Genomic DNA, 14,752 nt, shown 5'->3' on the forward strand with positions numbered 1-14,752 from the left:
TTTTAATTGTCTAATTTCTCGCAAAAATAACCAATAGTTTGATTCACGCAATATTTGCAAATACTATTCCAGTTTTTTCTTTTTTTTATGATTTTATAAAAAAAACGGGGCGTGAATAGCCGCTAAATCATAAAAAAAAGAACTTATCTATTTACTATACAGCTATTTATATAGGCCCCCTGGCTTTGTTGAAACCGAATCCGTTCATCCAGCTGTCTTGTCTCTTGCATGAAAAGCCTTGGAGCACCTGATACTTCACCTACAATTCAACCTCCAGCATGTCCTTTTTAATGGTCAGTCAGGCAAAAAACGTTGTAAATGTATCAATTAATCATCTTGTTTCCTAAAAAAAACAAAAGTTTTATTTCAGTCTGCCTATTGCCTTTTTTCATTAAAACAAGTAATGGATGACGGTATAGGTAATGCCGGCTAAAATCGCTGACACCGGGATGGTCAGAATCCATGCCCACAATAGGCTTATGGTGACCCCCCATCTTACTGCTGAAACGCGCTTCACTACCCCTACGCCAATGATGGATCCCGTAATGGTATGTGTGGTAGATACCGGGATACCGAAATGCTCCGTAATTCCTAATGTCACCGCCGCCGCGGTTTCTGCCCCTACACCTTCCAAAGCCGTTACCTTTGTGATTTTGGTTCCCATGGTCTTTACGATTTTCCACCCACCGCTCATTGTACCCAAAGCAATGGCCGAATAACAGGCGAGCGGTATCCATTCGGGCATGGAATCTCCGGATTGCAGATAACCTCCAGCCACCATGGCAACGAAGATGATACCCATCACTTTCTGGGCGTCATTGCCACCATGGGCAAAGCTTAATGCCGCGGAGGAAACCAATTGAAGTTTTCTAAACCACCATTCGGCAACAGCAGGCCTGGCTCGTTTGGAAATATTGATGATAATTAACGTTATAATCACGGCGATAAACATACCGATTAATGGCGCGAGCACGATAAATGAGATAATCTGCAATGTCGCGCCTACGTTTATCGCGCCTATGGCGCTATCGCCCAAAATAAAAGCATGCGCCATTCCGGCCCCCGCAAAACCACCGATCAATGTATGGGAAGAACTGGAAGGAACACCATAATACCAAGTAAACAAATTCCATCCAATGGCAGCCATCAGTCCCGCAAATATCACCTCCAGGGTAATGTACTCTTCCAATACCGTTTTGGCTATCGTATTGGCTACCTTATGATCCGTGAAGTAAAAATAGGCCGCAAAATTGAAGGCTGCTGCCCACAACACGGCTTGGAAAGGCGATAATACCTTGGTAGAAACAATTGTTGCAATAGAATTGGCGGCATCATGAAACCCATTGATGTAATCAAATGCAATGGCGAGGATGATGACAATGACCAATAGCGTGGTGACCATATGCGCTGCGAATTACTGATTTAGGCGTTTTTCACTAAAATGCTTTCCAATACATTGGCGACGTCTTCGCATTTATCGGTAGCCGTTTCCATGGCAGACAACACCTCTTTATATTTAATAAGCGCGATGGCATCTTTTTCAAATTCAAACAACTCCCCTACGGCCTTATCAAAAATATAGTCCGCTTTATTTTCAATACTATTGATACGCACACAGGAATCCGTAATATTTCGGATATTCTTTAAATTGCGCAGCTCGTGTACCGCTTTGGCGACGTCTTCTGTGGCCTCCAAAATCAAATCCGCCATCTCGATAATGGGATCCGTGATTTTTTCCAGTTTATATAATTCAATCCGGTTAGAAGACCCGTGGATAAAATCTGCTACGTCATCCAACGAGCTGGTCAATGTGTGAATATCTTCTCGATCAAACGGCGTAATGAAATTTTTCCCCAATTCCAAGTGTATCTGGTGCGAAATATCGTCGCCACGGTGTTCTAAATCTTCAATTTTCCGGGTAAGTTCTTTTCGCTTACCGGGATCCGAGAGGTTCACCAGTTCTTTCAGCAATTTCGCCATGTCGATGAGATTACTACTGGCTTGTTCAAACAATGGAAAGAATTTCTTGTCTTTGGGAACAAAATACTGGAATATGCTATTAAGCGACATAGAACAAAATATTTTCTGCAAAAATATGATGTTAATGTTAACTTAATGTTAATTAACAAGCCACACTGCATTAAACCTTTCCGTTCGATTTAAATCGTGAGCTTCACTTTTTCCAGCGTAAAGGCAAACGTAGTTCCTACTCCCTCCGTACTGCGCACGTTGATGGTTTGTTGGTGTGCCTCGATAATGTGTTTTACAATAGAAAGCCCCAGCCCCGAGCCTCCGATTTTACGCGACCGGCTTTTATCGGTTCGGTAGAACCGTTCAAAAACCCTAGGTAAGTTCTTTTCTTCAATGCCAATGCCGTCATCGGTCACTTCTACCAATACGGTTTCAAACAATTCATAAATCCGGACATTCGTCTCCCCTTTGGTTTTGCCATATTTAAATGAATTGTCGATAAGGTTGACAAATACCTGCCGTATTTTTTCCCGATCTGCCCGCACCATCATTGGATGCTGATATTTTTCTTTGAACACCAAGGTGATATCGTGCATACCTGCCTTATCTTCCATGGACTCCAATACTTCTTTGATAAGCGCTACCAAATCAAACCTTTCATAGTTAATCGGTATTTGGCCGCTCTCAAGCTTCGAGATTTCATCCAAATCCTTGATGAGAAATGTCAACCTGTCAAGATTTTGGGAAGCCTTCATTAAAAACTGCGTCGCCAATTCCGGGTCTTCCAGCATCATGCCGTCTTGCAATGCATCCACATAACCCTGAATGGCAAAAAGTGGTGTTTTAAACTCATGGGAAATATTGGCAAGAAATTCACGCCTGAACCGCTCCTGTTCTTTCAACGTATCGATTTCTTTCTTTTTTTCCTTCGCCCAGTCCCTTACCTGTTGTTCCACGTCATTGATGGGATCATCGCTCATCTTCTCGCCCAGCGCTTCTTTCAGATCTTTACCCAGTTTAAGGTTGTGAATGAGCTTATAAATAAGCTTTATCTTGTTGTAGATGTATCGTTGAAACAGGTAGTAAAACGCCAGAAAACTGATGGTCAACGATATCGCGAAGGTGACGAAAAAATGCTGCCAGCTGTGCTGAAAATAAAAATTCACACAGGCGATGGAAAGTCCCACTGCAAATGCATTGATAAAAACGAGTAAGATAAATCTCATGACAACAATAAATCGCTATGCAAAGCGCCCTAATACTGTAAGTCCACCGGAGACGTTGTCACCGATTTTCACATCGACCTGGGTGCCCAGCGGCAAAAAAACGTCCACCCTGGAGCCAAACTTAATAAATCCGAATTCTTCGCCTTGCTTTACTTCCACGCCTTCCTGTACATACCATACGATCCGTCGTGCCATTGCACCAGCAATCTGACGGAAAAGAATTTCTTTTCCCGTATGCGTCCGCACGGCAATGCTTGTCCGTTCATTCAATGTTGATGATTTGGGATGCCAAGCCACCAAATATTTACCGGGATGGTAGCGAAAGAAACTGACGATTCCGCATACTGGATTACGGTTGATATGCACATTGACGGGCGACATGAAAATAGACACTTGTAGGCGTTTGTCCTTAAAGTATTCGGATTCTTCGGTTTCTTCGATGACCACTACTTTCCCGTCTGCCGGGCACAGGATCAGTTTTTCATCGGTAATAATGCGTCTTTTGGGGTTTCTAAAAAACTGCAAAATCGCCACCAATAGCACGAAAGAAAGGACGTAAATCGTCCATATGACGAATCTGTTATCTGGAATGAAATAGTGGGCCAATGCATTGGCCACAAAAATGACCAAGACGACGATTGCGATGCTGGTATATCCTTCTTTATGAATGGTCATGCGTCAAAATTAGTAGGCAAACTTAGCCAAACTTGTGTTCATGTGCAAGTATTCACATCATATCCCCTTTTCACGCTGGATGGTGACATTATAAAACCGCAATTTACGTTCGGCAGCATCGGGAAATGCCTCCATAGTGACGGTAAGTTTGTCATCAATATACGCGCCATCTGCGTAAGAAGGAAACCAAAAGCTGACCCAACTGAGCCCTGCCAATAGCAAATCAGCATACTGCTTTTGGCCAAATGTAGCCTCCATTTCGGCCCTTTCCGGTGCACCATTTTTCCTCACTACAATTGAAAACTCGATTTGCACCGGATCAGGCATTTCGTCTAATTCGCCATCAAACCATTCTTCCAAATGTTCGCTTAAATAATTTGTAAAACCGCTATATTCATCAATTGTGCAGCCTTTTCCGATCATCAAGTCTGCACGGACAAAAAAGGACGTCGGCAGTATGCCGTATTTCGGGGCATCGTGAAACTCCCTATCTTCATAGGTCTCATATCCCCGTATAAACCTACCCTTTTGGTACAATTCATGCCCCGCTCCTTCCGTATTCCCATCCTCAAATAGATATGTTATCGTCCAAACCCCATCGGGAAACCCGTCCACCACTTTCCCCTTGCGGCTGTAGCGCATGTAGCCGAACGGATTGTAACCATCCGTATCTATGGCAAAATCATACCGCCCGTTTCCGTCAACGACGCGCTGCCTTCCCCGTTGATCCCAAAAATTACGAATCAAGACCTTTTCATCGTCATACATCACTTCAAGTAGTGGTTTTCCATCCGGGTAGTAATATTTCCATAGTCCCCGTGGCCTGTCCTGCATGTAGGAAACTTCCCACTTTAATTGCCCGTTGGGATGATAGGCTTTAAATGCCCCGTCCTTCTTGCCATTGCGGTAATTTCCCCGTAAAATGGCCCTGCCCCAATTATTGAAGTCTGTAAATTCCCCTACAAACACCTGCGCCTCAAAGTCATATGCTGCAACACGCTCTATTGCCTTGAACTGGCAGTCTTTATCGGCGAGAAAATAATGGTCATCATAGAAAAAGCGAGTCATTCCATGTGGCGCTTTTTCATAGTATATCGGTTTAGCCGGTACCGTATCCCGGTCATTTGCAAAGGTCACTTGCGGAACAAGCAACATCAAGCCTATCAGCAACCGCCCTATAAGTTGATTATCCATGTTCTATCATCAATGTGCTTCCAGCCAATTTCGTCCCACACCCAGCTCCACCACAATAGGTACAGACATCGCCAATGCGTTTTTCATGTGATCCTCCACAAGCTCTTTGAAAACAGCCACCTCACTATCCGGCACATCAAAGACCAATTCATCATGCACTTGCATCGTCATTTTCCCCTGTAGGCCATGCCGATGGATGGCCTGATGGATACCGATCATGGCTACCTTAATCATATCCGCCGCTGAGCCCTGAATGGGCGCATTGATGGCATTTCGCTCAGCAAAGCCCCGTACCGTCTGATTCGCCGAATTGATGTCTCTCAGGTAGCGCCGCCGCCTGAGCAACGTTTCCACGTAGCCGTTTTCCTTGGCAAAATTGATGGTATCATTCATGTATTTTTTGATACCGGGATATTGCGCAAAATACTGGTCAATGATTTGCGCTGCTTCCATGCGCGGGATGCCCAGGTTTTGTGATAGCCCAAAGGCCGACTGGCCATAGATAATGCCAAAATTAACCGCCTTGGCATTCCGGCGCTGCTCAGCGGTCACCTGCTCCAGGGGCACACCGTATACCTTTGCCGCCGTGGCACGATGCACATCCAGCCCTTTGGCAAAAGCGTCCAGCATACCTTCGTCACCACTCATGTGGGCCACGAGACGCAGTTCGATTTGCGAATAGTCCGCAGACAGGATCACGTGATCATCGCCCCTTGGGATAAATGCCTTCCGCACTTCGCGCCCGCGCTCCGTCCGAATGGGGATATTCTGCAAGTTAGGATTGGTCGAGCTGAGCCTCCCTGTAGCCGCCACCGCTTGGTTATAAGACGTATGTACCCGGCCCGTCGCTGGATTGACCATCATGGGCAAGGCGTCTACATAAGTCGATTTGAGCTTCTGCAGTTGCCTGAACTCCAAAATATCCTTTACAATATCACTTTTTGTGGCAAGGGTCAATAAGACATCCTCTCCCGTCTTATATTGCCCTGTTTTTGTTTTCTTGGCTTTTGGATCAAGCTGTAATTTTTCAAAGAGCACCTCGCCTAATTGCTTGGGCGATGCGATATTAAACCGCACACCCGCCTTTTGATAAATAGTCTTCTCGATGTCCGCAATATCCGTTGCCAAGATTGCCGAAAGTTGCTGGAGCACGGGCAAATCAATATTGACACCGCATTGTTCCATCTCGGCAAGCACGTAAATCAGCGGAAATTCGACCTTTTGGGCAAGTTCCATCGCTTCTGCCTTTTCCAATAGCGGCTCGAATACCGCTTTCAATTGCAAGGTGATGTCCGCATCTTCAGCCGCATACTCTTTGATGGTTTCCATATCCACATCCTGCATATTGCCCTGGTTCTTGCCCCTTGGGCCAATCAGATCGGTAATCGGAATGGGCGTATAGCCCAAGTAATTTTCCGCCAGCACGTCCATGCCGTGGCGGGTGTCCGGATCGATGAGGTAGTGCGCCAGCATGGTATCGAAAAGCGCTCCTTTCACTGTGATATCATAACGCGCCAACAGCAAGATATCAAACTTGATATTCTGTCCGATCTTCTCAATAGCTTCATTCTCAAACACAGGCTTGAAATATTCCAGGATACGCAGGCTGCCTTCCTGATCTGGAGGTGTGGGTACATACCAAGCCTTGCCTGGCTCTATGGCAAATGAAAAACCTACGATATCCGCTGCATTGGCGTCTGTCCCGGTAGTTTCCGTATCAAAACAAAAGAACCGTTGCCGTGACAGCAGGGCCGCCAACTCCTGCTGCAAAGCCGGAGTATCCACAAGTATATATTCATGGGGCGTGTTGTGTACGCTCTTCCCGGCGGCCGGCGGTACATATTCCACGGCAGCGGCAGATAGGCCGTTATTATCCGCGGCCACGTTACCAAACAGGTCCATCTGGGTACCTGCTGCAGATTTTACATCCAGCACGTTAAACGCTTCACCAAATACACGCTTGCCCAACGTGCGGAACTCCAACTCAGCAAATAAAGGCTCCAGCGCCTCCTTATCAGGTTCGCGGATCGCCAATGTCCCTTCATCCAATTCAATAGGGACATCAAGCTGGATTGTGGCCAATTTTTTCGAGATCAGCCCTTGTTCAGCAAATGTTTCCAGATTTTCACGCTGCTTTCCCTTGAGCTGATCCGTGTTGGCCAATAGGTTTTCCATCGAACCAAAACGCTTAATCAGGTCTTTCGCTGTCTTTTCTCCGATTCCCGGGATTCCCGGGATGTTGTCTACCGCATCCCCCCAAAGTCCCAAGATATCAATGACCTGTTTCACATCAGTCACTTCCCATTTTTCCAGAATCTCTTTTACACCCAATACTTCCGCCCCATTTCCCAGCCGCGCGGGTTTATAGATAAAGATATTGTCTGATACGAGCTGGCCAAAGTCTTTATCGGGTGTCATGCAATACACGGCATACCCTTTTTCTTCCGCCTGTTTTGCCAATGTACCAATAATATCGTCTGCCTCGTAGCCATCAAGCGTGATAATGGGCATATTAAACCCTTCAACCAGTTTAAAGACAAAGGGAATTGCGGCCGCCAAATCCTCCGGGATTGCCTGCCTATTTGCCTTATAGGATTCAAACTCGATATGCCTATTGGTGGGTGCCATGGTGTCAAATACAACGGCTATATGGGTTGGTTGTTGCGTGCGCAGCAATTCAAGCAACGTATTCGCAAATCCAAATATGGCCGATGTATTAAATCCGGTAGACGTAATCCTTGGCGTCTTACTCAATGCGAAATAAGCCCTGTAGATCAAGGCCATTCCATCTAAAAGAAATAGTTTTTTCATCCAAATAATTTGTCTTTAAGTGGCGGCGAAGCTTATTTGCCTATCGGCAGACAGGCCTTAGCCGTTGACCACTTTTTAGCGGCAGTTCGTACAATTTCACCCAAAAGCACGTTGGCGTGGTTACAAAGATAGGGATATTGTGGTTTTTTTTCCGACTTTTGTACCAATGACGATATGCACGTTAGCACATAATTTCGCACCCAAATGAAAGGCCTCGTCACCAAGTCAACTGGAAGTTGGTATGAGGTCCTTGCCGATGACGGCAATATCTACAGATGCCGCATCAAGGGAAAATTCAGAACCAAAGACATCAAGACAACGAATCCCATCGCCGTTGGCGACTGGGTAGCTATCACTCCCGAGGCCGAACCCTACACGGCCATCATTGTCCACTTGGATGAGCGGCGCAACTATATTATCCGAAAGTCGGTAAATCTATCGAAGCAGGCACAGATTATCGCTGCCAATTTAGACCAGGCGTTTCTCGTCGTCACCCTGGCATCTCCTTTCACTTCGTTGGGATTTATCGATCGCTTTTTGGTCACCGCCGAAGCGTATGATATCCCTGCGGGGTTGATATTCAACAAGCTGGATTTATTCAGCGAGGAAGGGATACAAATCCTGCGGGAATACGAATCGATTTACAAGACCATTGGCTATCCATGTTTTGAAGTCTCCGCGCTTCATGGAACGCATATCGATAGCATCAAAAATTTATTCCAAGACAAAACGACGTTAATTTCCGGTCATTCCGGCGTAGGGAAATCCACACTCATCAATGCCATCCATCCACAAGCGGCGCTGCGCACAGCAGATATCTCCGACTGGTCGGACAAAGGGAGACACACGACCACCTTTGCCGAAATGATCATGCTTCCGTTTGGCGGCCGCCTTATCGATACGCCAGGCATCCGCGAACTGGGCGTCATCGACATTGAATCCCAGGAACTGAGCCATTTTTTCCCTGAAATGCGCGAACGGATGAACGATTGCCGTTTCAACGATTGCCGTCATATCAACGAACCCGGTTGCGCAGTATTGGCTGCACTCGAAGCTGGCGATATTGCGCCAAGCCGCTATGACAGCTACCTCAGTATTTACCATGGCAATGATACGCGCGCGTAGGCTCATTCCCAAATACCAGCGTACTTTGCATGCAAAACTTTGCATCTTTGCTCAAAAAAACGGAAGTTTGACAAACAAGTCATCACCATGTACCATTTGATCGAAGAGACCACTGCATTCATTAAACATCGCATCGGCGATTTTGTACCTGAGTTTGGCATTATTCTCGGCACCGGGTTGGGAAAACTGGCAGACGAAGTAGCTATCACACATCAATTGATGTATGCCAATATTCCTAATTTCCCGATTTCCACTGTCGAGTTCCATACCGGCAAATTGATTTTTGGCCTACTCAATGGTCGGCGTGTGGTAGCCATGCAGGGACGCCTCCATTACTACGAAGGATACAGCATGCAACAGATCACCTTTCCCGTGCGTGTCCTGAAAGCATTAGGCATCCAAAAACTGTTTGTATCCAACGCCTCAGGTTCCCTCAACCCGACTATCCTGAAAGGCGATCTGGCCATTATCGATGACCATATCAATCTACTGCCTGACAATCCCTTAAGGGGAGCTAACGATAGCAGATTCGGCCCCCGTTTTCCAGACATGAGCCGTCCTTATGACGCTCAATTGATTCAGGAAGGATTGGATATAGCCAAGCGCCAAAGCATCACTGCCCATCGTGCGGTCTATGTATCCACCCCGGGACCCAATTTAGAAACCAGGGCCGAATACCGCTACATGCGCCTCATCGGCGGCGATATCGTGGGCATGAGCACTGTACCGGAAGTAATTGTAGCTAACCATATGGCATTGCCCGTTTTCGCCATCTCCGTAGTCACCGATGAGGGATTCCATGAAGACCTCCAGCCCGTGTCGCTTGCCGAGATCGTGGAGGTCGCTTCCACGGCCGAACCGAAAATGACATTAATATTGAAAGAATTGGTAGCTTTGCAGCGATGAAGGTTCTTCTGCGCATTTTGCTGCTCGTCCTATGCTCCATTTCTTTCCTGCCGGTAGTATACGCCCAAGAGGAGGAAGAATTTAGCAGTGCATTAGACTCGGCAAGAGCCGCGGAAGACGGCAAAGAAGACACGGTTATCTACAGTGCGAGGTACGTACGCTACACGACCTTGGCCATGATGAAACAAGGTACCTTTACCTATCAGATTGATACGTTGCATCAGAACTTCCAGTATTACAACCCACAAAACCAGCCAAGGAATCCATCCATCCATTTAGGCAGTTATGGGCTTGCCACGCGCGACCTACTTTTTGTACCTAATAAGACCATTGGGTTTCAAACCGGGTTTCACAGCCTAGAGCGCTTTCTCTACCAGTCCGATTCCGTTAAGTATTACCGAGCCCGCGCGCCGTTTTCGGAATTGTATAATGTAGGCTTTTTTTTTGACGATCAAATTCTCCGGGCGAAGGTCACACAAAACGTCACCCCCCGACTTAATATTGGCGGCGAATTTCATGCGGCGCGGGCAGATGGCTATTACATCAATCAACGGTACAACGATGTAAAGTCTGCCTTATTTGCCTGGTATGAATCTTCCGACCACCGGTATAACCTATTGACCAACGCGGTATTCAACAGGCTTACGTCTACCGAAAATGGGTCTGTAGTCAACGATACGCTATTCCGAAATACCGAACGGGGGCCTAGTGATTCGGAGTCCACCCGGTTACGGGGCACACGTGATGAACGGCCAAGGCATACCTGGCGTGACAACAGTGTTTTTCTCCGACAAAGCCTTTTTGTGGGCCGCTTAGATACGATAAATGCCGAAAAACCTGAGCAGCAAATCCTGCCGACTAATCGCATGTCGCATAGCTTAAACCTGCGTTTCCGCAATTTTCAATTTTACAAGAATGAGGAAGATATTAATAATGCATTCCCTTTCGGTGACAACGTACTAACCCAAGATACTACCAAGGTCACGACCATTACCAATGACTTTGGTTACAGCTTTTACCTCAGGGGCAAATCCCTGGCGTTTATCAAAAACGAAGTGAAACTTGACTTGGGCTACCAACACGACATGCATTGGTACCGGGATAGGGGCTATAGCACGTTTTTGCAAAACAGCATACTGAAAGCAGGCGTCGGGTACCGCTTCAGCGACCGGGTGAGCATCACCGGTGATTTGAACCAAATCGTACAAGGGGCAAATTTCGGCGATTATCTTTATGAAGCCAAAGCCGACATCTTACTCAGCAATACCATCGGTCGGGTGGTGCTGGGCGCGTACCTCCAAAATAAATCGCCCGAGTGGCTGTTCCAGCGAGTCAACTATACGTACCACCAATGGGAGCACAATTTCGATAAGACAAAGACGACAAACTTTTCGTTTGCCTATGAAAACCCATCCATTGGTTTTTCGGGAAAGACTGAATATTTTTTGATTGCCAACCACCTTTATTTTCGGGAAATAGACAATCCATCCGTTGATGCCCGGTTGCTTCGCATTATTGAGCCCGCTCAACTTGGCAACAACATCAACCTACTGAAAATTACCGTTGGCCAAAATTTCAAGTTTGGCAAATTTCATTTCGACAATTATGCGGTATATCAGAAGTCCGACTATAATGCCGTCTTAGCCATCCCTGAATTATACACCTGGCACAGCCTTTATTATAATGGGTTGCTCTATAAAATTGTAGATTTTAACCTCGGTTTTGACACCCGTTTCAATACACCATTCCCCGCACCGTCTTATGCCATTAATATCGGCCAGTTCTACAACGATAATGCAGGCATCGAATTTTCCACCTATCCCATCGTGGATGTCTGGGCGACCGCCACGCTAAAGCGTGCCAACCTATTTCTAAGCTACAATTTCATCAATCAGTTTGTGTGGCCTGATGGTTACTATTCTGTCCGCAGGTATCCCATGAACAACGCCAATCTACGTATCGGAATATCTTGGAAGTTTTACGATTAATGGCTCAGTTGTACAAATCGTATCCCGGCTTTCCAGGAATTGCTTGGTTGCAGCAAGGTCAGCATAGTCCAACTCAATAATTGCTTTTATCGCCAGTTTTTTATCATGTGCCTTTTCATAGTACGATTTACAAATTGCATATCCCATGAAATAGCCAAGATCGCCCATGGTTTGCTGAGTGGATGAATGCCTGCTGTTTGACATATCCGTAGTGGTTTTCACGCTGTCAAAAACTCTCCAGAAATTCGCGATATCAGCCAATCAACACCGTTGATTTTGCATCTTGCCCGATGGTTAATGAAGGGACAAGCAGAAGAGAAAAAACCGTGATGATAGGGATGTACTTCTTAAGGGCAGGGATGTGTTTCATAATAAGTATTGACATTTATAGAAATATAAAAAGTCAAAAATTTATCGGTGATTTGGAGGCTAAACCGTATTGGCTTGGCATGAACAGAATATGAAGGAAATTTTAAATCATCAATAAAATAACAAATTAACGCATATTTACTTGTATTTTTACGCCAAAATGATAAAAAGATGATACTGGGAGCCGTAAAATGGTATAACCGGGAAAAAGGATTTGGAATGTTGGAAACACCTTCTGACGGATCTATTTTTTTTCACATCAATAGTTTTGGCGTCCACCCTATTGAGATTTTCAAGAAACAGGTCATCGCTTTGAATAAGATTAAAAACCGCGATAACCAACACTATTCAGCCAAAAATAGCCGATTATTAGAATCTTTTGATCTGCCTTTGGCCATGTCACTCTTGGATAAACCCTACCTTGTCAACCTCACAGATACGTCTCGGCCAAAACAAGGCACGTCAGGAACTCCACCGCGTGATCAGCATGATGACCTTCTTCTTCTGGCAGTAGATCAGGTTTTTCGTGGAAAGGACGCGAATATTGTTGAGAACACCTTCCGTGACTATTTTATGAATACCCTGGATGAAAACCAGATTGTTCCATTTTGTGAATTTGTTGAAAGATGGTCTGCGCACCATCGTAATGACTCGGGCCGGGCTGGCCTTTCCCACAGCATGTTTTCCCTGATCGGAGACAACCTTACGCCTGCAATTCTTTTTCATATCTGGAAACGGAAAGCTTTCCGTTTTATAGGGAAAGCAGAATCCGGAGATTATGAAATTCCGTTGGAAGTCGTCCAACAGTTCTTTTCTCACTTGGGCCCCGAAGAATTCAATCGCATACGCAGCTATTCATATGCTGCTGCATTCGAAACCCCTGCGAATACCTAAGTTGGGTGATGAACAATCCATTGTCGCCTTGACCCTGCCGTCCCAAGGTTCTAACAGATGCATCCCGAATAGGCTAAGAAATCACTTGTTAAAATCCGGACAGGGAAATCCCTTGCCGGTTTCGCAAAGGAATTTCAGGCTCCTGAAAAAGAGTTTTTGTTAATATTGAGTCGATCGATTGGCTCCGCCAGCCACTAAACGTCATCGGCTATGATTTCCTGTGCCCTTTATCTGATCCGCTTCATTGGGAACAGCTGTTTGCGTTCCTGCCCGTTTGCCATTCCTGAAATCTCGGCGACCAATGAATCGGCATTGATTTTCGTGTACGTGATGACCTGCGGGAAATCATGCTGCGGATTTTCAAAGATCAGCACATTGTCCGTGACGGCCGTAGACGCAAAGCTAACGGGCAAGCCATCGTTCTGATTTGCCACAGATACGATATAATACAGTTTCTGCTCTTTTTCCAGCAATCGGACGGTTTCAAACAATATCGTATCCCCATCGTTCAGGAAATAGCTTTTTCCTAAAAATTCACCATCATTTAATTGGCTCCAGGTTTCATAAAGGCTTCCTTTAGGCATTTTGTTTTCCCAAGTTCCGAAGAGCCATTCCGCCTTTTTGATTTCATCTATTTGCCGTTCCGTCCAACCACAACAGATGATTAGACCGACAACTGCAAGCATTGTTTTAGGTTTTGAATTCATTTTATTTATGTGATGCTGGCAAAGTAACAGTTCTTGCAGCATATAAAATTGTATAAACGCGACAAGCCTAATCCGTACCGTAAAACAGGGAAGACATTTCCAGGTTTTCACCATAGAATTCCTTTGGGGTAAGCCCCGTAAACTCCTTGAAGTCCCTGATGAAATGGGCCTGGTCGTAATACGCTCCCGCATAAGCCAAAGCGGTAAGGCTGGCATATTGTTTAGCCAGCAATAATTTAAGTGTGGCTTGTAGCCTGATGGTTTTGGAAAGCTGTTTAGGGCTTAGACCGATGGCGGATGAAAATCTGCGTTCCAATTGCCTCCTGTCGATGTTAGTCTGTCCAGAAAGCAAACTGACGGAAATTTGTCCGTTAGCAGACAGGATGGTTTCCACCGCTGACTGGACGAAACGGTCAATGGTTTCATGGGTTAACCTACCCGATAAAAAGGATTCTACGACGTTTATTTTTTCCACCGTGGTTTTGGCATGCATGACGGCAGATTCCAATGCGGTTCCATCATTCCCGAATAATTTTTTCAATGCGACCGCTTTGTTATCCATTTCCTTTATGGGAATGGTCGCAAACGGCATAAAGCCCCCTGGATGAAATCGGACGGAGAAAATACCGGTTTCCCCGATTGGCTCGATTTCCAGCGGCCGAGTAAGTTGCCCAAATACACAGGACCTTGGTTGTACTACACACAAGCCATCTGACATATATTGTTTGTAGAGGTCACCGTAATGGAAAATCATTTCCATACAGCCGTCTGGCACGATAGTCTGCCGCCGGGGATTTTCTTCCATTGGACTTTCCAGTGTCCAGTAGCATTTCACAAGTGGACTTAAGTCCCTGCTTGGTTCAAATGTCTGATAATCCATCTGCCC

General features: G+C 45.7%; 13 protein-coding genes. 4 read left to right on the forward strand and 9 right to left on the reverse strand.

What is annotated here, in order from left to right; all coding sequences use genetic code 11:
• Positions 1 to 391: 391 nt before the first annotated feature.
• From BMW65_RS20115 to polA, 6 genes are all read right to left on the reverse strand, one after another.
• Entirely contained in the window at positions 392 to 1,402 is a 1,011-nt protein-coding gene (locus BMW65_RS20115) for an inorganic phosphate transporter (protein ID WP_090608288.1), read from the reverse strand.
• Positions 1,403 to 1,422: 20 nt separating this feature from the next.
• Positions 1,423 to 2,070, reverse strand: coding sequence for a DUF47 domain-containing protein (locus BMW65_RS20120; RefSeq protein WP_090608290.1), 648 nt, complete (start codon positions 2,068 to 2,070; stop codon positions 1,423 to 1,425).
• A gap of 89 nt (positions 2,071 to 2,159) precedes the next feature.
• Entirely contained in the window at positions 2,160 to 3,197 is a 1,038-nt protein-coding gene (locus tag BMW65_RS20125) for a sensor histidine kinase (protein WP_090608292.1), read from the reverse strand.
• Positions 3,198 to 3,212: 15 nt separating this feature from the next.
• Positions 3,213 to 3,872, reverse strand: coding sequence for a phosphatidylserine decarboxylase family protein (locus tag BMW65_RS20130; protein WP_090608294.1), 660 nt, complete (start codon positions 3,870 to 3,872; stop codon positions 3,213 to 3,215).
• Positions 3,873 to 3,929: 57 nt separating this feature from the next.
• A complete protein-coding gene (locus tag BMW65_RS20135; RefSeq protein WP_090608296.1) occupies positions 3,930 to 5,066 on the reverse strand; it encodes a toxin-antitoxin system YwqK family antitoxin in 1,137 nt (378 codons plus the stop codon).
• 9 nt (positions 5,067 to 5,075) lie between these two features.
• Positions 5,076 to 7,877, reverse strand: coding sequence for a DNA polymerase I (gene polA, locus BMW65_RS20140; protein WP_090608298.1), 2,802 nt, complete (start codon positions 7,875 to 7,877; stop codon positions 5,076 to 5,078).
• A 204-nt stretch (positions 7,878 to 8,081) separates the two neighbouring features.
• Here polA and rsgA point away from each other — a divergent pair, with 204 nt between their 5' ends.
• The 3 genes from rsgA to BMW65_RS20155 all read left to right on the forward strand — a co-directional run bounded on the left by rsgA (position 8,082) and on the right by BMW65_RS20155 (position 11,896).
• A complete protein-coding gene (rsgA, locus tag BMW65_RS20145) occupies positions 8,082 to 9,002 on the forward strand; it encodes a ribosome small subunit-dependent GTPase A (protein WP_090608300.1) in 921 nt (306 codons plus the stop codon).
• 87 nt (positions 9,003 to 9,089) lie between these two features.
• Positions 9,090 to 9,908: a purine-nucleoside phosphorylase gene (locus tag BMW65_RS20150; RefSeq protein ID WP_090608302.1), complete on the forward strand. Its 819-nt coding sequence runs from the start codon at positions 9,090 to 9,092 to the stop codon at positions 9,906 to 9,908.
• On the forward strand, positions 9,905 to 11,896 hold the full coding sequence (locus tag BMW65_RS20155; RefSeq protein WP_090608304.1) for a putative porin: 1,992 nt from the start codon (positions 9,905 to 9,907) through the stop codon (positions 11,894 to 11,896). The genes BMW65_RS20150 and BMW65_RS20155 overlap by 4 nt, the downstream gene beginning before the upstream one ends.
• On the opposite strand, the gene BMW65_RS20160 is transcribed toward BMW65_RS20155, so the two are convergent.
• Entirely contained in the window at positions 11,861 to 12,157 is a 297-nt protein-coding gene (locus BMW65_RS20160) for a hypothetical protein (RefSeq protein ID WP_143053950.1), read from the reverse strand. The genes BMW65_RS20155 and BMW65_RS20160 overlap by 36 nt on opposite strands.
• A gap of 327 nt (positions 12,158 to 12,484) precedes the next feature.
• Here BMW65_RS20160 and BMW65_RS20165 point away from each other — a divergent pair, with 327 nt between their 5' ends.
• Entirely contained in the window at positions 12,485 to 13,159 is a 675-nt protein-coding gene (locus BMW65_RS20165; protein ID WP_177181234.1) for a hypothetical protein, read from the forward strand.
• Positions 13,160 to 13,386: 227 nt separating this feature from the next.
• On the opposite strand, the gene BMW65_RS20170 is transcribed toward BMW65_RS20165, so the two are convergent.
• Both BMW65_RS20170 and BMW65_RS20175 read right to left on the reverse strand, forming a co-directional pair.
• Positions 13,387 to 13,845 (reverse strand): DUF6265 family protein, encoded by a 459-nt coding sequence (locus tag BMW65_RS20170; protein WP_143053951.1) that lies wholly within the window; start codon positions 13,843 to 13,845, stop codon positions 13,387 to 13,389.
• Between the two features lie 88 nt (positions 13,846 to 13,933).
• Positions 13,934 to 14,746 carry an AraC family transcriptional regulator gene (locus tag BMW65_RS20175; RefSeq protein WP_090608313.1) on the reverse strand — a complete coding sequence of 271 codons (813 nt, stop codon included), beginning with the start codon at positions 14,744 to 14,746 and terminating at the stop codon, positions 13,934 to 13,936.
• Between the last annotated feature and the right edge of the window lie 6 nt (positions 14,747 to 14,752).

The sequence above is a fragment of the Parapedobacter koreensis genome (assembly GCF_900109365.1).
GTDB classification, from domain to species: domain Bacteria; phylum Bacteroidota; class Bacteroidia; order Sphingobacteriales; family Sphingobacteriaceae; genus Parapedobacter; species Parapedobacter koreensis.